Source organism: Rufibacter sp. JT3400010 (assembly GCF_054956755.1).
This window is the reverse complement of record NZ_JBUDXA010000023.1, coordinates 55,361-75,439: the sequence shown is the minus strand read 5'-3', so window position 1 is coordinate 75,439 and position 20,079 is coordinate 55,361. Positions and strand designations below refer to the sequence as shown.

Genomic DNA, 20,079 nt, shown 5'->3' with positions numbered 1-20,079 from the left:
TGAGAGAATAAAAGCAATTGGTTCGCTTCTATTCTCTCATCACTTCAATATTTAAATGGTAGAAGAAGAAAGCTTATAAACCAGAAGAAACAGTCTTAAGACCTCTTTCCTGAATCAGGTTCTCGCGTACTTTCAACTGACGGTACAACTGTAATGCATTGGCCGCACCGCCCGCTCTTAACTGCGCCTCGGCTACCAACGGACGAACATCGGTACGGAAAGCATCCTGCAGGATTTCCTGTGCACGAGCCACGTCGTTGTTCTGCTGGGCCTCCGTCAAAGCAACTCTGTCTACTATCAATGACTGCGCATACGCGATCATGATGGCCTGTACAGATTGTAATAAGTCTTCTAATGGATCCTTCAGGTTGTGCGAGGCGTCGATCATCCAGCCCAAATCGGTGGCGTGGTTCATGCCGCGGGCATCCATGCCTTCTACCAGTTCATTGAAAATCAGGAACAATTGGTAAGGCTTGATGCTACCAGCGGTCAGGTCATCATCTGAGTACTTAGAGTCGTTGAAGTGGAATCCACCCAGTTTGCCTTCCATCAAGAGTAAAGAAACGATCTGCTCAATGTTGGCATTTGGCAAGTGGTGACCCAAATCAACCAACGTGTAAGCTTTAGGACCCAATTTGTTCACCTGCAACAAGGACTGTCCCCAGTCGCCCACGGTAGTGGAGTAGAAGTTTGGCTCAAAGGCTTTGTATTCCACAAATACTTTCCAGTTGTCTGGTAAGGCCGCGTACACTTCCTGAAGGCACTCCTGCACATTCTGGAAGGCCTTCCGGAAATTCAACTGACCCGGGAAGCTGGAACCGTCGGCTAACCAAACGGTCAAAGACTCAGAACCCAGTTCAATACCATGCTTGATTACTTCAATGTTATGGTCAATAGCTTGCTGGCGCACCGCTCTGTCTACGTGTTGCATAGACCCGAACTTGTAGCTCTGTCCTTGGCCTTGTTGGTCCTGGAACGTGTTGGAGTTAACGGCATCGAACTTCAGTCCGAACTGCGCGGCCAAAGCTTTGGTAGCTTTGTAATCCTGGGGAATGTCCCAAGGAATGTGCAGGGAAATAGCGCCACTGGAGCGGTTCAAGGCATGCAGTAAACCTACATCCTCAATCTTCTCTTCCAGGCTTCTTGGCTCTCCGCCTCCGGAGAAACGCCCGAAACGGGTTCCGCCGGTGCCCAGTGCCCAGGAAGGAATGGCAATCTGGAAATCCACCAACTTCTGCAGCACACCTTCTACGTTTGAGAGGCCTTCGGCCAGAAACTCAAACTTGCGGGTATGTTCCGCCTGCTGGCTATGGTTAAATTCGTCTATTTTATATTTTTCTAATTGCATGGCTTTGTTCGTTAGGACCTCACCTAAGGTGAGAGAAAGTTTGAAAACAGTTTTAGGGCCGTTTTTGAAAAAACAGCCCTAAAACAAATCAATCAGAAATTATCTTGGGAAGGCCATGGCTACACCGCCGTCTACGTTGAGCATGTTGCCTGTAGATTTGCTCAGCAATCCGCCCACAAAGGCGAAGCAAGCGTTAGCGATATCTTCTGGCAAGATGATTTGGTTCAGCAAAGTCCGCTTGGCATAATAAGCAGGCAGTTCTTCTACCGTAATACCGTATGCTTTGGCACGACCTTCGGCCCAGCCACCGGCCCAGATGTTACTGTCAGAGATTACCGCGTCTGGGTTCACCACGTTTACTCTGATACCATCGGCACCAAGTTCTGCGGCGTTCAGACGGCTCAAGTGCAACTGGGCAGCTTTGGCACTTCCGTAACCAGCGTTGTTCGGGCCGCTTACCAGAGCGTTTTTGCTCACGATGTTCAGGATATCACCACCAATGGCTTGCTTGCGCATTACCTCCACCGCAGCCTGCGTTACGAAAAACTGGCCTTTCACCAATACATCGTATAACAAGTCCCAATCCTTCTCAGTGTGGCCTTCAATGGTTTTAGAGATAGACAGACCGGCGTTGTTGATCACGATGTCAATCCCGCCAAAGGCCAGGGCTGCCACATCAAAAGCATCCTGAATCTGGTCTGCTTTGGTTACATCCAGCTTAGCGGTCGCATACGAATCTTTGCCGTACTGCTTCTTGAACTCCTCGCCCGCACTTTGCAGACGCTCTTCGTTCATGTCGTTTAGAATCACGACACCACCTTCTTCCACAAACTTCTTCGCGATGGCTTTGCCAATACCACCAGCACTACCCGTGATCAAAGCGATCTTACCGGAAAGGGCTTTTGGCTTAGGCATGCGCTGCAATTTAGCTTCTTCCAACAACCAGTACTCAATATCAAAAGCCTCTTGGCGCGGCAAAGAAGTGTATTCTGAAATCGCTTCAGCCCCTTTCATCACGTTGATGGCGTTAATGTAGAATTCAGAAGCTACGCGTGCGGTCTGCTTGTCTTTGGAGAAAGAGAACATACCCACGCCTGGGAACAAGATGATAACCGGATTGGCGTCACGGATGGCCGGGCTATTAGGGTGCTTGCAAGACTCATAATACTGGGTGTACATCTGACGGTATTCTTCAAAAGCAGGCGCTAAACGCTCTTTCAACGCTTTTACATCAGAAAGGTCCTCACCGGGTTGCAGGTCTAAAACCAGCGGGCTGATCTTGGTGCGCAGGAAGTGGTCTGGGCAGCTGGTACCCATTGGTGCCAGTCTGGACAAGTCATTTGAGTTGGTGAATTCCAGTACGCGGGCATCATCGGTGAAATGACCTACCATGTGGCGCTCGCTGGAGCAGAAACCACGCAATACCGGGGCCAAGGCAGCTGCTTGTTTCAAACGCTGCTCAGATGGCAGGCTTTCAATTCTGGCTCCCCCGAAGGCAGGGCCTTTTTTGGCGTAATTTTCTTCCAGGTACTCGGCACACTGCTCAATCACCTCCAGGGTGTTCATGTAGCTTTCATACGCCGTGTCACCCCAGGTGAACAATCCGTGCGAGCCCAACATGATGCCTCTGATACCTGGGTTTTCTTCCAGGCACTGACGTAACTGCAGACCCAGGTCAAAACCTGGACGTTGCCAATCTACCCAGCCAATGGTTCCGCCAAACAATTCTTCAGTGATTCTTTTGCCGTCTTTAGCCGCCGCAATGGCAATGGCTGCATCTGGGTGAAGGTGATCTATGTGTTTGAACGGCAGGAAGCCGTGCAAAGGCGTATCAATAGAAGGAGCTTTAGAAGCCAGATCAAAGATGCTGTGGTTGAAAAGCTCCACCATCTCGTCTTCGTGTTCAATGCCGCGGTACACGTTCTCCAGGCTTCTCAGACGGTCTACATACAAAGCCGCCAACCCGCTTTTCTTCAACGTCCCGATGTCGCCACCGGAGCCTTTGATCCACATCACCTCGGTTTCTTTTCCCGTTAACGGGTCTTTGGCTGTGGTCTTGCAGGACGTGTTGCCACCTCCGTAGTTTGTCAGGCGCAGATCAGCACCCAACAGGTTAGAGCGGTAAATCAACAGCGCTACTTCGTCGCCCTCCATTTCGGCCGCTTTGGCCTCGTCCCACAGGTAGCTTACGTGCTTGAATGTTGTGTTTGACGTTACTTCTGACATATCTAAAAATTTTGAATGAATTACTTATTTATATTTTGCGCCTGTTTTCTTAAAAGCGGCCGCAAAACAGTTGTACTTGTTACAAAGAGTTTCCTATTCCTACCACCACAATGGAGAGCATGATCACCGCCACACCTGTAAGAATGGTTCTGAAGGTTTTGCGTTGCACCCCTTTCCACTCACCCAGAGCTATACCCCATACATTGGAAATCAGGATAATGAAGGCCATGTGCAGAATCCAAGAACTGGCGCCGTTGCCCAGTTTGCTTTCGCCCATGCCGTAGAAGAAGAACTGCAAATACCAGGTGACGCCGGCCAAGGCTGAGAACAGATAGTTTCTAAGCAAAGGAGCGCTTTTCTTGGCATAGTCGCCGAAGGTCCTGTTACGGGCATTCAAGATCATGCACCAGATAAAATTGGTGGTAAGACCGCCCCAGAGAATCACCACGAAGGTGACATTGTTCTGGAACAAGGGGTTGCCTCCGTTCTGCACCGCTTCCAGCGCCATCGGTTTACCCGCCTCTATGCCGTAGTTGAAGCAAGCGCTCAAAATACCGGAGATGATGCCTACCGTAAATCCTTTTTTAATATCGAATTCCTTCACCCCCACCGCTTTTTCCTCCGTGGTCATGTCGCCCTCTTTCATCATACCGGCTTTTCCGCTAATGGCAATACCCACCAGACAGATGAGAATACCCAACAATACTACCTGTCCGCCGGTGTTGGCCAGCATGCCCGTGAACGTCTCCCCATTGTTGGTGCCCACAATGTCTCTATAGATAGGTGGCGCCAAAGCCCCAAAGGCCGACGAAAAGCCCAGAATAAACGTTTGGCCCAATGACACGCCCAAATAGCGCATCCCCAACCCGAAGGTGAGTCCGCCAATGCCCCACAAAAGTCCCATCAAATAGGTCCAGAAAACGGTATCAGATTCGGCGGCGCCGATGATGCTCATGAAATCTGGAACGGTGAGGTACGCCCCCACAAAAGGAGCAATAAGCCAAGAGAAAATACCGCCTACTAACCAGTAGGTTTCCCAAGCCCAATCTTTAACTTTCTTAAAAGGAATGTAAAAACTGCCGGAGGCGAAACCGCCAATAAAGTGGAAAATAACGCCAAGAATTGCCTGCATAACGTGGGTCTAGAATGAATGATGATTCAAGATAGAATAATGTCAACTCAACACTATCCTGTACTGTCATGGCAGGTAAGTGATTTTTTCTGATTTCTTTAGTGCGGCAACTTTAGCAGTTCTGGTAATTAGTTGACTTTATTGATGATGCTCTTTCCTCTTTGCCAATGTAGCGATGCATAAATTCTATCATCAAAAAGCCTCTGTTTTATTCACTGCTTTTAATTGCAGTGAATAAAACAGAGGCTTTGCACTTGCCAAAGGTTGTAATTCACCAGAAGTAATCAGTCAGATTTCACCGGTTACGCAACCTATTGCAACAGCTTTTCAAATTCTGGCTTGGTGACTTTGAAGATGGTGCCATGCCGCATGCCTTTGGGGAAAGAGATCTTGTCAGAAATGTCTTCCCAGGTCTTCAGGTCTTTAGACTGCACGGCGCCCATGCTTTTCAAGGTGTATTTGTCAAAGTAGACCAGCCAGGTATCACCCAATTTTAAGGTAGTAGGCCCTTCGGCCCAGTAGTTACCGGTAATGGGTGCGCTGGCAGCGGTGTAAGGACCGGTTAGTTTCTGGCTGTAAGCTACTTTCAGGTTTTTCTGGGCGGGTTCACGGGTCTCGTCTTTCAGGAACATGACGTACCGCTTGCCGTCCTGCACAATAGTGGCATCAATCACGTTAAAGCCCGGTTCATACAGCAGCTTGGTGGGGCTGAAACTTTTAAAGTCTTTGGTGGTGGTGTAGTACATGCGGTGGTTGTACCCGGCATCTTTCTCTGACTGGGTTTCGGGGTAAAGGCCGGTGATGGTAGTGGCCCAGTAGATCATGTATTCCTTGCTGCGCTCATCATACGTGATTTCCGGGGCCCATGTGTTGCGGGCCTTTTCTTCATGCGCCATCACGGGAATGAACTGTTGCTCTGACCAATGCAGCAGGTCATCTGAACTGGCGTAGCCTACTCCCTTCTCATTCCAACTCACCGTCCAGACCATATGAAACTTGCCATCTCCGCCTCTTATGATACAGGGATCACGCATGAGTTTGTCGTTGCCAGCGGTAGGCTTCAGAAAAATAGAATCATTTTTCAGGGCTTTCCACTGGTAGCCATCCAGGCTGTAGGCCAGGTGCAGACCGTCCCCGTTTCCTTTAAAGTAGGAGAACAGATAGACTTCCTCGTTTACGGCCTGTTTTTTAGAAACTGTACAAGAAACCAAAGAAATGAAAAATAAAATAAAGCCAAAGGTGCTTCTCATAGTATTACGCTAGGGTATTTGCAGGAGGGTTGCTAAGATATAAATGATGTTTAAAAGCTTTTCTGCTTCACTCTTTTCTTCCTGATATTCTTCATAGAAGCACTTCCGGAGACAGAAATAGCTGACACGTTCTTCAGTACAAGCAAGGGAGATTTCCCGGCTTTTTGCGCTTCCACGTTGGTTAGCTCAATGCCTGAAACATCATCCAAAATAAAAGCGGGGCGTGTTTCCTTGCCCAGGAACTTGACTTCCACGTTGCTTAGCTGCACTTTTTTAGCGTGCCGAATAAAAAAACCATAGGCTGGAATAATTCCGAATTTGGCTGGTTCAGGGTACACTTTTTCATTTTCAGGCACCGTCTCCGGGATTTGGGTTGCGGCAGAATCCATGGGCCGGTAATAGATTCTAATGTCTTTTAGGGTGATGTCTTCAATGGGGTGATTAGGCAAACCGGTAATTAAAGAAGAAAAGTGGGAATCTGCATTGTACACGTTCAGGTTACTGATGGTAACCCGGCGCAATTTACCAATGGGAGTTCCTTCTGGGCCGCGCATTCTGGCCCCTAATCGCAAAAATAAAGGCGAATTGATGAGGTCCCGCATGGTGACGTTGGTGATAGTCACGTCTTCCAGCAAGCCGCCGTCTACCGTTTCCAGCGCCAATCCGCGGCAGTACTCAAACACACAGTTGGAGATGGTGATATTCTTGAAACCTCCGTTAGATTCAGTACCAAACTTGATTCTGCCCGTTGGGCCTTCATGGTCGGGGACTAGGTGGGGTTCGTTGCGCAGGTACGTGCCGTTGTACAGCGTGCCCCGGTCAAAACCACTCACCTGGCAGTTGGTGATGGTCACGTTCTCCGTGGCTCGGGCATATCCCAAGGCGTAAGAACTTTTCAGGCAGATGGCATCGTCCCAGGGTGAGTTGATGGTACAGTTAGAAATGCGCACGTTCCTGCAGGCATCCACGTCAATGCCGTCACGATTGGTGTCTATCTTGAGGTTATCAATGGTGAAGTTATCTACGCCGGTGGCCAGAATCCCGAAATGGCCGCCGTACAATATGGTAAAATCTTTCAGAATCACGTTGCGGCAGAGTTTCAGGGCAATGGCTTTGTTCCCGATGGGTGCTCGGTGGGGCCCTTCCCTGGTCAAGCCTTTGCCGTAAATAGTGCCCGGCCCTAGAATAGAGATGTTCTCCAGATTCTCGCCCCAGATTAAGCTGTTATGCCAGTGGCTGTGGCCGAAGTCCTGGAACTTGTTATCGGGACCAGGCTCGGGTGCATCATACCCTTTGTCTCCTTGGGGCGCTGCCGCCAGAATAGTGGCCCCTTGGTCCAGGTACAGACTGATATGGCTTTTCAACCGAATGGAATAACTCAGGTACTTTCCCGCCGGAAAATAAACGGTACCACCTCCTTTTTTGGATGCAGCCTCAATGGCCTTGTTAATGGCTTCTGAGTCCAGGGTGGTGCCGTCGCCGGTTGCCCCAAAGGCACGCACGTCATAATGAACGGCGGCAGAAACCTTCAAAGAAAACAGTAGAAACGAGAGCAGGACGAGTTGGGTAAGCTTAGGCATGAACAGAGTTGGGCAGTTTTGATAGACGCAGCTTCTAGCGCGAAGTCAACAACAATAAGACGCTTTTCATTGGTGTCATCCTGAAAGGATCTTGGTTGCGAACGGCAGTAGCAGTTCAAATTTGTAGTTCTAGCCTTCCCACAAGATCCTTTCAGGATGACAAAATAATATAGTCTTTCTTGTCAATTACCGTCTGGTTTCACTAAACTGGACTGAGGACTGGCCGGCCACTGAAAGCTCTTGAAAGCGTCTGGCTTTTTAGGATCATAGGCCGGCATCTCTACCAGGTAATCGGCTAGTTTCAGTTTATTCGCTTTTATTCCTTCCGCTACTATTTTGGCAATCTGGTAGGCACCGTACGGATTGAAGTGCGTGTTATCGTTCAGGTTTTGCTCTGGGTAGATAACGAATGCGTTTTTAGACCCTTCCACCCCCAAGGCTTCATACAAAGTGGTGGTTTGGGTAGTGAGGTCAATGAGCGGGACATTTTCCTGCTGAGCTACTTTTTTGGCCGCATCTGGGTAATCACCGTGCGAGTTGGTCATCTGGCCTTGCTCATTGAAAGACCGACGAGCCGTTGGGGTAAGAATCACCAAGTGCGCGCCTTTTTGCTTCGCCTCTTTGGCAAACAGCTGCAGTCGCTCGGTGTAAGACTTGTAAGGACCAGAATTGGGGCCTTTTTCTTTCTCGTCGTTATGTCCGAACTCCACGAAAAGATAGTCTCCTGGTTTTATCACGCTTAATACTTTCTCCAGGCGGTGACTGCTGATAAAGCTTCCTAGTGACAAGCCAGATTCTGCGTGGTTCGCAATGGCGACCCCAGGCTTGAAGAAACGGGGAATCATCTGTCCCCAGGAAGCCCAGGGTTCCTCGTTCTGGTTTACCACGGTAGAATTCCCGGCCAAATAAACGGTGATCTGGTCTTCTACTTTGGTAATCTCCAGCGCAACCAAGGCAGGTTGCAGGTCAAACTCCAGGGTGAGTTTGTTGTCCCAGTCCAGTTTGGTCAGTTCCCTCGGTTTTAGGCTTACCTGCTTGGTACCGTTTATCTTCCGATCTTTGATATTGACGATAAATGTTTTGGTTACCAGTTCTCCCGGCTTGGTCTGCACGTTCTCCAGCATCAGGCGGCGTGATTCCGCTTTAATCGTTGTAGTGGTTTTCCCTTTCAGATCGCCTAGCGTAACCGTGACTTTGTAGTTGCCCTCCGGCACATCCACCGAGAAGTAAAAAGGCGTGGCACTGGTCACAAAATCTCCGTTCAAAGCATCTTTCCCGCCCCGGTCAAGTGCTTTTACCGGAGTAGCCGGATCAAACCCGTATCCTAATTGTTCTGAGTAAACAGTGGAAGCAGAAACGCCAGTGTATCCTTTAGCTACTTTGCTCCCACCAAAATCGAACTTGAAGGAAGTCTTTTGGGCATAAGCGACGGTGGTCATTAAAAAGAGGGCTGCCGTCATTTTGCCCCATCTGTTCACGTTTATCATGTTTGTTACTCTTCTGTCTGGATGTAAGAAAGTGGCTGTTTGTAACCGTTTGCCCAAGGCGGTGGTGTTTAAAGGCTACGGTAAGAAACCTTTATTTTAAGCGTGTTTTCTGAAAACAGGCCTAAAACAAAGGTTTGCTTTTGGGGAGGAAGGATCATGTTTCACAGAAAGACATTAGGCTGCTACTCCTATGCGGCGTACAAAACAAGCGAGCCGCCCCCGTTTAGAAAGTAGCCCTTTTGCAGTATCCACTATTTCATTTTCATCACTTCGGTGCCAGCCAACAGGAAGCAACCTAAGCCGTAATCCTCAAAATCTGGTTTACTGGTATAGCTTACCGGCTGACCGTCTTTGGGTTCTTTGCCGGTGCCCTGCAGGTAGCCCAGGAAACCGTTAGGGTGCACGGCATCTTTGGTCATGGCATTCCAAGCTTTGGCAACAACGGGGGTGTAGGTTTTCTTATCCAGCAAGCCGTTGTTCACGCCCCAGGCCATACCATAGGCAAACAAGGCGGTACCGGAGGTTTCTTTTCCGCCGAAATGATTGGGGTCATGCAAGCTCACGTTCCAGAAGCCATCTTCCCGCTGAAGCGGGACAAGGGCCTTCATCATTTCCAGGTACGTTTTCTGGTATTCCTGGTAGTTGGGGTGGTCTTTGGGAAGCATGCTCATCACCCGTACCAGCGCAGCTACTACCCAACCGTTGCCTCTGGACCAGTAGATGTCTTTCCCGTTCGGTGATTTTACCGGCGGCACAAAATCTTTATCTCTCCACCAAAGACCGTGCTCCTGATTGTATAGCCCCCCGCCAATCTCATCTTTAGTGGCCAGATACATTTCGTGCATTTTTTTGTAGTAGCCGTCGGCACTTTCTGGGTACACCTGCGCTAACTGGGTATACAAGGGCATCGCCATCATGAGGGCGTCAATCCAGGTCCAGTCATCTACTTTGGTGCTGTTGACCATGTTATCCATAGAGGCTTTGATAGAACGAATGCGCTCCGGCTTCGGATCTATTTTATAGAGGTCTATGTACGTCTGGCCGCAGGTCTGGTAGTCCGCATGACGCACGTTGTCGCCACCGGTCAGGCCCCATTTGTGTTTCTGTCCCCAATCTACCGCGTAATCATAATAGCGCTGCTGCGGGTCTGAGCGGTACAGTTCCATGAGGCCAATGTAGTAGATGCCGCGGGTCCAGATGTTGCTGGGCCGGGTTTTATTGGTCACAATCTCTTTCCCCGGATCAGGCCACTTCTGCATAAAGTAGTCGTTTGTGAGCCGAAGGGTTTTCAGGATCTTTTTCTTGGAGGGCAACTTCTCCGGCTTGGCTTGCGCCACACTGCATATAAGGATGAAACTGAACAGGAAAAGGCTTTTCAGTAAGATGAATCTGTTTGTCATTTTAGAGGTGATTTTATGAAAATCGATGGAAAACATGATGGCAGGTAAAGCAAACGAATAGTAGCGTGTGCCAATTTCATTAGGAAGATGCTCTGCATGCAAAGAGAATCTGGGCGCGGTTTCTAAGGCTAATTTGGTAAAAGAGGTAAAAAACAGACCTACTTTACCACAACAGCTTCTGGCCTATTTACAAACTGGCAGTTTTGGCAGATTTCTGCAGGTACTTGTTCAACTCCAGCTTTTTGTTCTGCCTGATGCCCTCTACAACAGCCGCGGCGTTCACCTTGGCGCCTGCTTCAATGGTATGGGTGTGGTCGGTGGTGTTGAAGTAGGTGCTCTTTACTTTTTGCTCGCCTTCTTTTTCATAGCGCTCGCTAATGATCCTGTTCAGGTCAATGAAAGGAGCATTCTTCTGGCTGGCTGCCTCGGCGGCCCATTTGCCGTAATCCTGGTCGTTGCGGTTGGCTTTGCCGTTCCGCCAGGTGTTTCTGGGCACCGGCGACAGCACAATGGCAGTGGCGCCTTTGGCCTGGATTTCCGAAATAAACTGGCGGAGGTACCAGCCGTAGGAATGCACCACCTCATGCTTTTTAGTGATGAGGTTGTCTATTTCCTGCGACTCATCGCTGTTATTTTTGATGGTTCCGCGGGCCCGAAGCGTGTCGTTGAGTGGGCTGCTGTCATTGTGCCCAAACTGGATCATCACAAAGTCACCGGCTTTCACGTTAGGCAGCACTTTGTCCCAGTGGCCCTGCGTGCGGAACGTGCGGCTGCTGGTTCCGCCCAGCGCATGGTTCTCCACTTTTATCTTGGTGGTGTCAAAATGCTCGGCCAGAAAGCTGCCCCAACCCCAAAGGCCTCCCCCTCCGTTACCTCTGCCATTTTTAACCGTAGAATCGCCAATAAGGAAGAGCGTAGGCTTTTGCTTATTGGTTTTTAAAACGGCGCAGGAAGCAGAAAACAACAAGCAAAGGAAAAGTAGGAGAGCCGGGTTACTTTTCTTTTTTTGGAAACGAACCATGGTGGGTGTCTTGATTTTTAGTTAAAGTGTATAGAGGTCTAGCGTCTGTTGAGATAGACATCAGGATTTCTTTTTCTTCAGATATTTATTCAACGGATGCTTTTTGTTCAGCTTAAGGCCTTCCACTACAGATTCAGCATTGATGCGGGCTCCCTGGGGGTTGGTGTGCGTGTGGTCGGAGGGGAATAAAGCTTTTACCTTCTCTGGTCCCATCTTTTCGTATTTCTGGGCAGTGATCTCGTTCAGGTCTATGAACAAGATATTCTCTGCCTGTGCTGTTTCTTTGGCCCACTTGCCAAAATCATTGCTGGCGCGCGGCACCTTGCCGTCTTTCCATTGGTTTCTGGGAATCATGGAAGCAATAATGGGCGTGGCGCCTCTTTCTTTGGCTTCCTTCACAAATTTGCGCAGGTACCAACCGTAGGTATGCACGGTTTCTTTTTCCCCGTCTTTCCAGGTAAGCTCCTTGGTTTCCTCGCCTGTTCCCTTGAGCACGCCGCGGTAACCGGCTCTGCTGGTATCGGGCACGCTGCCCTCGTTGTGGCCAAATTGCATGATTACAAAATCGCCGGGCTTGAGGGTAGACAGCACCTTTTCCCAGCGCTTTTCTTTGATGAACGTGCGGGTACTTCTGCCGGCCATGGCCTGGTTGCTCACCGAGATCTTGGTGGTGTCAAACAACTCGCCAATGTAAGATCCCCAGCCGCCGTAGCCTGCGCCGGTGTTGCGCACGGTAGAATCCCCGATGATGTAGAGCGTGGGCTTGGTTTTCTGGGTGAACCCTGACACCAGGATAGACACCAGGAAAATGGCAAGAACAGAGGTAAGCAGTTTGTGTTGAGACATGGTTATTTACTGTTTTTACTTTTGGTCACTGTACTTGGCGTTCGGTTGCTCGGCTTCAGACCCTTTCCTATCTGAAAGTTCGGTGGCAAGCACTTGCTGAAGCCCCCGTTTCAGCGCTGATTTCTCGAAAACGAGCCAGATACCCTGCAAGTAATCCTACAAGGTTTTCCAATCAACCGAAATGTAGGCTATCTTTTTCCGCTTTCTATCCTGCACTATCCTGTTAGCTTTCTTTTTTAAACCGAGAGCTGCTTTCTTTTTTAAACCGAAAGCTGCTTCCTTTCAAAACAGGGCAGAACAGGATAGTATGCTACGGCCACTATCTTACCTTTGGCGAAGGTGTACAAGTAAAGAAGCTGCTTTAGAAACCAACTACAGGCAAAAGCTTGGTAGACGTTGCTGTTTTTCGGTTTGGTTAAACACAGCTGCATCGGGCAAAGCCATTAATTCTTGTTTACCTTTCGTTCTTGAAAGTGACTTCAAGTGCTACCCTTCATAAATCATACCCGTTTGTAATGGAAAGAAAATGCCTCCTATTTTCCTTTTTCGCGTTAAGCTGCTCCTTGGCTTCCTGCGTGTCTACCCAGGAACTTGTGCTGACCAATGCCTCTTCGGTTGCGTTAAAGGACAAAGCCATTTCTGTTAAAAGAGACAAGCTGAAGAGTCCGGCTGCCAGCAACGCTTTTCCGGTTTTAGTAACCCAAACCGGAGACACGTTGGCCGCACAGCTTGATGATGTAGACGGTGATAAGAAGTGGGATGAACTGTTTTTCGTCACCAATCTTCCGGCTACCGGAAAGCAGACGTTGAAACTTGCCTGGTCAGAAATCAAGCCCAACTACGTGGCCCGCACCAATGTGCGGTTCGGGAAGCGTACCTCTGCGACCACGCCGGTGCAACCCAAAACCAGCGACACCACCTACGCGAACCAGTTACCTAAAAGCCCCGGCTACGGGTACCAGCCCTACCAAACCGATGGCCCTACCTGGGAAAACGACAAGGTAGCGTTCCGTCATTACTTTGATGGCCGCAATGCCAAAGACTTGTTCGGGAAGAAGGTTTCCTATATGTCTCCTGAGACAGTAGGCATCAGCGCGGCCGGGGCGGTGGAAGACAATTACCACGTCATGGCCGACTGGGGCCGGGACATCATGGCAGTGGGCAACTCGGCGGGCATTGGCGGACTTGGGCTCATGATCAAGGACAACCTGTACCGCCTGGGTGTTACCGCCAATGACACCATCAACAACGTGGAAAGCACCAGCTTCAACATTCTGGCCGAAGGACCGGTACGCTCCGTAACGCATCTGCAGTACAATTCCTTTAAACCAGACGGCACCAACCGCCGATACCACATAGAGGAAAACCCCACCATCTGGCCCGGCATGTACGCCTACCAGAACACCGCCAAAATCTCAGGACTGCAGGGCGATGAATTCCTGCTTATTGGGATGAACAACCTGGACCGGACCGATCAACTGAAGGAGTTTACGGTAGAAGACAAATGGGTAGTATTGCTCACCCATGACCGTGAAACCTACAACAAAGAATGGATCTTGGGCCTGGCGCTTATTTTGCCTAAAGACACGTACCAGGGCTTTGTAGAAGCCCCAACGTCAGGTAGACTGGCGCAAGGGTATTTTGCCAAGATGAAGGTAAAAGACAACCAACCGGTGACCTATTATGCCGTGGGCGGATGGGAACTGAGCAACGATGCTTTCAAGAATGCCGCTACGTTCCAGCAGTACGTACAGGATTTAGCCAGGCAATTAGCCGCCGAAGTCACGGTGCAGGTAAAGTAGAAAAGCAGCTTTCCGCAGAAAGGCCTCTGTCCGGTTGGGCAGAGGTCTTTTTATTTCTCCCCTAGTTTTCACAAAACGCCCGCAAAAACAGTACTCCCGCCTTCCGGCACCGGACAGTACAGGATAGCTTCCCCTAGATTCCTTTCTACTTTGTACCCCTCTATCTTAGGCACATGCTCCCCATTTCTTACTGCTGGAACAGGGAAGCTCGAACCTAAAACCTATTGGCAAACCATGAACGCAAAACATGAACGCAAAAAAGAACCAGATACCGGCGGCGGCCCTTCTGCAACGGCTTCAAGAAGTGAAAAACACAGTCAGAAAAGCGTTGTTCGCCTTTGCGTTGGCAGGTGCCTGGCAAGGAGCCGCTGCCCAGACAGTTCCCGCCAAAGTCTCTGACACCAACACGCCCCTGCACGCCATGCAGCCCGATTATGCTACCCCGTATGGCACTACCAAAGTAGGGGACGTGACCAAGGTATTGAACCGCGTGCACGCGTATTTGGATGCCGTTACTCCGTCCCGGGTCATAGACAAGAAAACGGGCAAGCAGGTTACAGACTTTAAGAAGCTCAACGAAAACTCGGCCATAGAGCAAGGCGATTTCCGGCTCACCAGTTACGAGTGGGGCGTAACCTACTCCGGCATGTTACTGGCCGGTCAAGCCACCGGCGATGCGCGGTTCACCAATTACACCAGCCAGAGATTAAGCTTCCTGGCCGATCTGGCCCCTTATTACCGCAAAGCGCTAGAGAAAAACCCCAAGCTGGCAACGCCTATGCGGCAGGTGTTACTTCCCCATGCCTTGGATGATGCCGGAGCCGTGGGCGCTGCCATGATCAAAGCTACCCGGGCTAATGTGGTGAAAACAGATTTACGCCCGCTCATCAACAACTACCTGGACTATATCAGCCACCAGGAATTCCGCTTGGCAGATGGCACCTTGGCTCGTAACCGACCGTTGCCTAACACCATCTGGTTAGATGACTTATTCATGAGCGTACCCGCGCTGGCGCAAATGGGCAAACTCACCGGCGAGCAGCGGTACTATGACGATGCCGTGAAACAAATGGTGCAATTCTCTGAGCGCATGTTCAACAAAGAGAAAGGCTTGTACATGCACGGCTGGGTACAAGGCATGGACCCGCACCCGCAGTTCCATTGGGCGCGCGCCAACGGCTGGGCCGTGATGACCTTGGTAGAACTCCTGGATGTACTGCCCCAGAACCATCCCGGCTACCCTAAAGTGCTGGAGCAATTACGGGCCCACGTGAAAGGGTTGGCCGCCTACCAGTCCGGCGAAGGTTTCTGGCACCAGCTCATTGACCGCAACAACTCCTACTTAGAAACTTCGGCTACCGCTATCTACACTTACTCCATCGCCCGCGCTATTAACAAAGGTTGGCTGGACAAACAAGCGTACGGCCCCATGGTGCTGCTGGCCTGGAATGCCGTGGCCACCAAAGTCAACGATAAAGGACAAGTGGAAGGCACCTGCGTGGGCACCGGCATGGCCTTTGACCCGGCGTTCTACTTTTACCGCCCTATCAACGTGTACGCGGCGCACGGTTACGGCCCGGTGTTATTAGCCGGAGCCGAGATCATCAATTTACTCAAAGGCAATACATACGAGATCAATGACAGCGCTGTAATGTTTTCTACAAAGTAAGTAACCTGTTTGCCATCAATTAGAACACCTTCTTCTGAAACGCTTAGAAAATTCCACATGAAAAACGTACCGCTGTACTTAGTACTACTCTGCTCCTTCCTTTTAACCTCTTTCCAGAAAAATGGGCGCGTAACCCTGATCGAGGTAAAAGTAAAAACCCCCTTCAGCATGCCAAACATTAAAGTACCGGATTTCAGTAAATGCCAGAGAATGCCCATCACTGATTTTGGAGCGGTAAAGGGAGACAAGCAGAAAACGTCTCAGGCCATTGCTCAAGCCATTGCCAAGGCATCTAAACTAGGAGGCGGCGTAGTAGTGATTCCGGCGGGTGAATGGCTAACCGGCAAGGTGCATCTGAAAAGCAACGTGAACCTGCATTTAGACAAAGGAGCCGTTCTGCTTTTCTCCGAAGACCCCGCTGATTACTTACCGGCGGTACATTCTACCTGGGAAGGCATGGAGTGCTACAATTATTCACCCCTGGTTTACGCCTATAATTGTAAAAACATAGCCATAACGGGCGAGGGTGAACTAAAAGCAAAGATGGATGTCTGGAAAACCTGGTTCTCCCGTCCTAAACCGCACATGGAAAGCATTAAGCGGCTCTATAATCTGGCATTCCAGTACACTCCCGTACAGGAGCGACAGATGGTGAATGACACCGCTAACCTGAGGCCCCAATTTATCCAGTTTAACCGAAGCGAGAATATTTTACTGGAAGGCATCTCCATTGAAAACAGCCCTTTCTGGACCATCCACCCGTATCTGTCTAAGAATGTAGTGATCAGGAACATCAAGGTGTACGCCCACGGCCACAACAACGATGGAATTGACCCCGAGATGAGCCAGAACGTCTTAGTGGAGAACTGCACGTTTGACCAAGGCGATGACGCGATTGCCATCAAATCAGGCCGGAACCCGGAGGGCTGGCGTTTGAAGACTCCGTCCAAGAACATCGTCATCCGGAACTGCGTGGTGAAAAATGGCCATCAACTGTTGGCTTTGGGCAGCGAATTATCTGGCGGCATTGAAAATGTCTTCATGGACAACTGCACGGTGGTAGACGGTGCCAAGTTAAACCACCTGGTATTCATTAAAACCAATGAACGCATGGGCGGTCACGTCAAGAACATCTACATCAGCAACATCAAGGCAGGCAAAATTGACCAGGGCATACTAGGGATTGATACGGATGTGCTCTACCAATGGCGCAACCTGGTTCCCACCGTAGTGCGCAGACTCACCCCCATCAGCGATATTCACCTGGATAATCTAGCGGCCACAGACGTCAAGTTCCTTTCCAAAATTGTAGGACAAAAAGAATTGCCAATCCAAAACGTATCAGTGAAAAACGTCACGGCTAACACCATTCACGGGGAAAAGCACATCCATGAAAACGTACGCAACTTCACCAATGCTAAGTAACGAGACACCCTGCGCGTAAGCGACAAGCAGGCTTGAGATAGGGCTTTGGGGCTTGGGTCAATGTCCGGTGATCAGCAAAGTGGCCCCGCTCTGTTCAATGTTCAACCACTAGATAGTACCCTCAAAGGCATCGCTTGAATGTGCTTGTTTTAGAGCCGAATTAGAAAAACAGCTCTGAAACGGAACTCGGTATTTTCAGCTATCAGCGTAGCTTCAAAATTCAAAACTTACTTTTCACGTCCATGCCGCTAACCACTTCAATGGTAAAATCTTGTTTCCTTTTCTTCGCGTGTGTTTTGCTGGGAAGTATTTCCGGCTTTGGGCAGGAGAACCGCAGTTACAAAATCTTCCAGTTTCCGGCCAATATGATTCCCCGCATAGACGGAAACAAAGACGATTGGAGCATGGTGCCGGAGTCTTACACGGTGGGCATGGACCAACTGCAAGAAGACACCGACAAATCCCGCAAACCAGACCCCAAGAACCTGGAGGTGAAAGTAAAAGTGGGTTGGGTAAAAGGGCTGAACCGCCTGTACTTCCTCTACGAAGCCTATGACAATTACTGGGATTTCACCCACCCAGACCTGCACAATGATATCTTCGAGATTGTGGTAGACGGCGACCAATCTGGCGGTCCCCTCATTGACCGGTTCCACCCCAACAAGAGCCTGGACCCCATGGAGGCCTACTTTTCCTTTCATGGTGTGCACGCCCAGAACTACCACATCTTCACCCCTTCTGAGGGCAAAGACTGGGCTCTGGCGTGGGGCAGCCAACCCTGGATCAAAGACCTCCCCTATGCCAACTTCGCGTATGATTACAAATTCCGGCCCGGCGAGTCTGGCAAGCTGCTTCTGGAATTTTGGATTACCCCGTTTGACTACGCCGGTGCCGAAGGACCAGCCCGCGCCGTGGAAACCCAACTGGTGGAAAACAAAAACGTGGGCCTCGCCTGGGCGGTTCTGGACTATGATGATGTAAACAGCAAGCAGCACGCTTTCTGGAACCTATCCAAAGAACACACCATGTACGGCAATGCCTCTTTCCTACTGCCCTTCCGCCTGATGCCGCTGGAAGACAAGTTCAAAAAGAAGCTGGAAGCCCAATGGTCGTTTAAGGTAGTAGACATGAACCGCCGGCTGGTTTTCTTTAAAGATGAATCTGGAGGCACCATCACTTCCTGGAAATGGGACTTCGGCGACGGGAAAACCTCCGCAGACCAGCACCCCAGCCACACCTATGAAAAAGCAGGACTTTACGTAGTGACTTTGTGGGTAGAAGGCCCGGCCGGAAAATCCCGGAGAGCCAAAGTCTGGGACGTGGCCGTGAAATAATCTACTCCAAAACCCTCATCCGTTTTCAAGTCATTTTAGAAAAAGAAGCGAAGAAACAAGTCCGCCTTCTGGCGCAAGCTTCCGCTTGCGCCAGAAGCTATCTGCCTGGCCTCAGATAGAAAGTCCTTAGTGATTTGATATGACCCCAAAGAGCTGGCGCTTCTGCTTTGGTGAACGGTTTCAATAAGTGTTACTTCACCAACTGCTGCTTCAGCCACTCTATTGATTCTTGGTTGGTTTCCTCAAAACGCCAGTGGCCGGTGATAGGAGTAATGACAACTGTTTTGGGCGCTTTCACTGCATTCACGGCCGCATACACCGACGTAGGCGGACAGGTATTGTCATTGTAACCCCAGGAGTAAAAGCCCGGCACCGTTACCTGCTTCGCGAAATTGACCACATCATAATACCCAATGGTCTTGATCTTGGCGGGTGTGTTGGTAGTAGCGGCATACCGAGGGCTGAGCAGGTGGGGCCAGCCGCCCGCTCTACCGTGCAGGTAACCAGTCATGTCACTCAAAGCCGGGTAAAAAGACGCGAGCGCCTTTACTCTTTTGTCAAGGGCAGCGGTGACAACGGCCAACGCCCCGCCCTGGCTTCCGCCGGTCACTACCACATTCTTCCCGTCAAACTCGGGCAGGCTGCACAGGTAATCAAGGGAGCGTACGCAGCCCAGGTACACACTTTTGTAGTAATAGTTATCGCGGTCATCCAGCTTGTTAAACCAGTAATCGCCGAAGGCATTGCTGATGTTCTTGTAGGTATCTGCATCCAGCAGAGGCGAGATGCCGTGGATTTCTATGCTGAGGCTGATAAAACCCTGATCGGCGAACGCCGTGCTGGGGCTACCCGGTTTTATACCGGCTCCTGGGGGCGAAAACAGCACCGGGTACTTGCCGGGAGCTTTTGGTTTGCAGAGATACCCGTACAGGCGCTGGCCTTTTTTGTAGTTCTGCAGGTTTACCAGGTACACGTCTACCGTGGTGGTAGAATATTCCGGCAGGTACGTGAGCTTGGCATCCATGGGTACTTTGGCCGCTTCGACCTTGGCTGCTTCCCAGAAAGCCACAAAATCATGGGGAAGTGCAACGGTAGGCACAATCTTCTCCGGCGAAAAACCGACCTTTACCTGACTGCTGTAGGTTTTCCCCTGGTACTCGGTTTTGACTACCAATTGCCGGAAGCCCGGCTCCTTGCTGGTACCCAGGTCTATCTTCCCTTGCCCGTTTTTCAGCTTGAGGGTGGCTTTCTTCTCGGCAGGCAGCATCTCAGGGCCCAGTTCATAGCTGATGGTCACCTCTTCCAGAGGCACATCAGCTTTCAGAACGGTTACCTGCACAGAAGCCGGTTGGTTTACCGCATACGTCCAATCTGCCGCGTTAGGCGTCAGTACAAAGTTGATCAGCTTCAGGGGAGCGGACGAATTCTGCGCTTCAGTATGCGGTAGGTTTAGCAGGTAAAAGCACAAAAACAGCAACAAACCGGTTCGTTTCATTCAGGTGTCATTAAGAAGTAAGCTACTGAATCTGTTTAGCCCCTGTTTTTCAGAAAACAGAGGT

At 50.1% G+C, this 20,079-nt stretch carries 14 protein-coding genes; 4 read left to right on the top strand and 10 right to left on the bottom strand.

Annotated elements, in window-relative coordinates; translation table 11 throughout:
• Positions 1-73: 73 nt before the first annotated feature.
• From ACY0JR_RS17660 to ACY0JR_RS17620, 9 genes are all read right to left on the bottom strand, one after another.
• Positions 74-1,348: a sugar isomerase gene (locus ACY0JR_RS17660; RefSeq protein WP_462635483.1), complete on the bottom strand. Its 1,275-nt coding sequence runs from the start codon at positions 1,346-1,348 to the stop codon at positions 74-76.
• A gap of 99 nt (positions 1,349-1,447) precedes the next feature.
• The gene (locus tag ACY0JR_RS17655) at positions 1,448-3,574 is read right to left on the bottom strand and encodes a bifunctional aldolase/short-chain dehydrogenase (RefSeq protein ID WP_462635482.1); all 2,127 of its coding nucleotides are present in this window, start codon (positions 3,572-3,574) and stop codon (positions 1,448-1,450) included.
• Between the two features lie 79 nt (positions 3,575-3,653).
• Positions 3,654-4,706 carry an L-rhamnose/proton symporter RhaT gene (gene rhaT, locus ACY0JR_RS17650; RefSeq protein WP_462635481.1) on the bottom strand — a complete coding sequence of 351 codons (1,053 nt, stop codon included), beginning with the start codon at positions 4,704-4,706 and terminating at the stop codon, positions 3,654-3,656.
• A 311-nt stretch (positions 4,707-5,017) separates the two neighbouring features.
• The gene (locus ACY0JR_RS17645; RefSeq protein WP_462635479.1) at positions 5,018-5,956 is read right to left on the bottom strand and encodes a glycoside hydrolase family 43 protein; all 939 of its coding nucleotides are present in this window, start codon (positions 5,954-5,956) and stop codon (positions 5,018-5,020) included.
• Positions 5,957-6,006: 50 nt separating this feature from the next.
• Positions 6,007-7,536 carry a rhamnogalacturonidase gene (locus tag ACY0JR_RS17640; RefSeq protein WP_462635478.1) on the bottom strand — a complete coding sequence of 510 codons (1,530 nt, stop codon included), beginning with the start codon at positions 7,534-7,536 and terminating at the stop codon, positions 6,007-6,009.
• Between the two features lie 182 nt (positions 7,537-7,718).
• A complete protein-coding gene (locus tag ACY0JR_RS17635) occupies positions 7,719-9,023 on the bottom strand; it encodes a rhamnogalacturonan acetylesterase (protein ID WP_462635477.1) in 1,305 nt (434 codons plus the stop codon).
• A 251-nt stretch (positions 9,024-9,274) separates the two neighbouring features.
• Complete coding sequence (locus ACY0JR_RS17630; protein WP_462635476.1) at positions 9,275-10,423, bottom strand: glycoside hydrolase family 88/105 protein; 1,149 nt, start codon at positions 10,421-10,423, stop codon at positions 9,275-9,277.
• A gap of 187 nt (positions 10,424-10,610) precedes the next feature.
• Positions 10,611-11,444 carry a rhamnogalacturonan acetylesterase gene (locus ACY0JR_RS17625; protein WP_462635475.1) on the bottom strand — a complete coding sequence of 278 codons (834 nt, stop codon included), beginning with the start codon at positions 11,442-11,444 and terminating at the stop codon, positions 10,611-10,613.
• Positions 11,445-11,504: 60 nt separating this feature from the next.
• Entirely contained in the window at positions 11,505-12,290 is a 786-nt protein-coding gene (locus ACY0JR_RS17620; RefSeq protein ID WP_462635474.1) for a rhamnogalacturonan acetylesterase, read from the bottom strand.
• 515 nt (positions 12,291-12,805) lie between these two features.
• Between ACY0JR_RS17620 and ACY0JR_RS17615 the strand changes: the two genes are divergently transcribed.
• From ACY0JR_RS17615 to ACY0JR_RS17600, 4 genes are all read left to right on the top strand, one after another.
• Positions 12,806-14,092 (top strand): DUF4861 domain-containing protein, encoded by a 1,287-nt coding sequence (locus ACY0JR_RS17615; RefSeq protein WP_462635473.1) that lies wholly within the window; start codon positions 12,806-12,808, stop codon positions 14,090-14,092.
• Between the two features lie 247 nt (positions 14,093-14,339).
• Positions 14,340-15,761: a glycoside hydrolase family 88/105 protein gene (locus ACY0JR_RS17610; RefSeq protein ID WP_462635472.1), complete on the top strand. Its 1,422-nt coding sequence runs from the start codon at positions 14,340-14,342 to the stop codon at positions 15,759-15,761.
• 168 nt (positions 15,762-15,929) lie between these two features.
• Entirely contained in the window at positions 15,930-17,186 is a 1,257-nt protein-coding gene (locus tag ACY0JR_RS17605) for a glycoside hydrolase family 28 protein (protein ID WP_462635471.1), read from the top strand.
• Between the two features lie 242 nt (positions 17,187-17,428).
• Positions 17,429-18,520: a PKD domain-containing protein gene (locus ACY0JR_RS17600; RefSeq protein ID WP_462635470.1), complete on the top strand. Its 1,092-nt coding sequence runs from the start codon at positions 17,429-17,431 to the stop codon at positions 18,518-18,520.
• A 190-nt stretch (positions 18,521-18,710) separates the two neighbouring features.
• On the opposite strand, the gene ACY0JR_RS17595 is transcribed toward ACY0JR_RS17600, so the two are convergent.
• Positions 18,711-20,015, bottom strand: a complete 1,305-nt coding sequence (locus ACY0JR_RS17595) for an acetylxylan esterase (RefSeq protein WP_462635468.1) — start codon at positions 20,013-20,015, stop codon at positions 18,711-18,713.
• Positions 20,016-20,079: the final 64 nt, after the last annotated feature.